Genomic DNA, 330 nt, shown 5'->3' with positions numbered 1-330 from the left:
CATAACCTTGCCAAGGTTAGGGTCGCGGGTTCGAGTCCCGTCATCCGCTCTGGTTTTCCAAGGGGTTAACCTCTATGGTATAACTTCGAGGCAACCACTGAGGCGGCAGCCTCACGGTGGAATGGCCGAGTGGCGAGGCAACGGCCTGCAAAGCCGTGTACACGGGTTCGATTCCCGTTTCCACCTCAGCAGAGATTCCTTTTCAGGTTTCGATGTAATGCGCGTTTAGCTCAGCGGGAGAGCGCTTCCCTGACACGGAAGAGGTCACTGGTTCAATCCCAGTATCGCGCACCACGTAAGCCCTAACGGGCGAACGTATTTGCGGATGTA

At 56.1% G+C, this 330-nt stretch carries 2 tRNA genes; both read left to right on the top strand.

Annotation, left to right across the window (positions count from 1 at the left end):
• Nucleotides 1–115 precede the first annotated feature (115 nt).
• Nucleotides 116–186, top strand: a tRNA-Cys gene (locus ADA16_RS07415).
• A gap of 33 nt (nt 187–219) precedes the next feature.
• Nucleotides 220–294: transfer RNA gene (locus ADA16_RS07410), tRNA-Val, on the top strand.
• The last annotated feature ends 36 nt before the right edge of the window (nt 295–330 follow it).

It is taken from the genome of Corynebacterium vitaeruminis (assembly GCF_001054325.1).
GTDB lineage: Bacteria > Actinomycetota > Actinomycetes > Mycobacteriales > Mycobacteriaceae > Corynebacterium > Corynebacterium vitaeruminis_A.
Note: the sequence above shows the minus strand (reverse complement) of the source record. Positions and strands in the feature narration are given on the sequence as shown.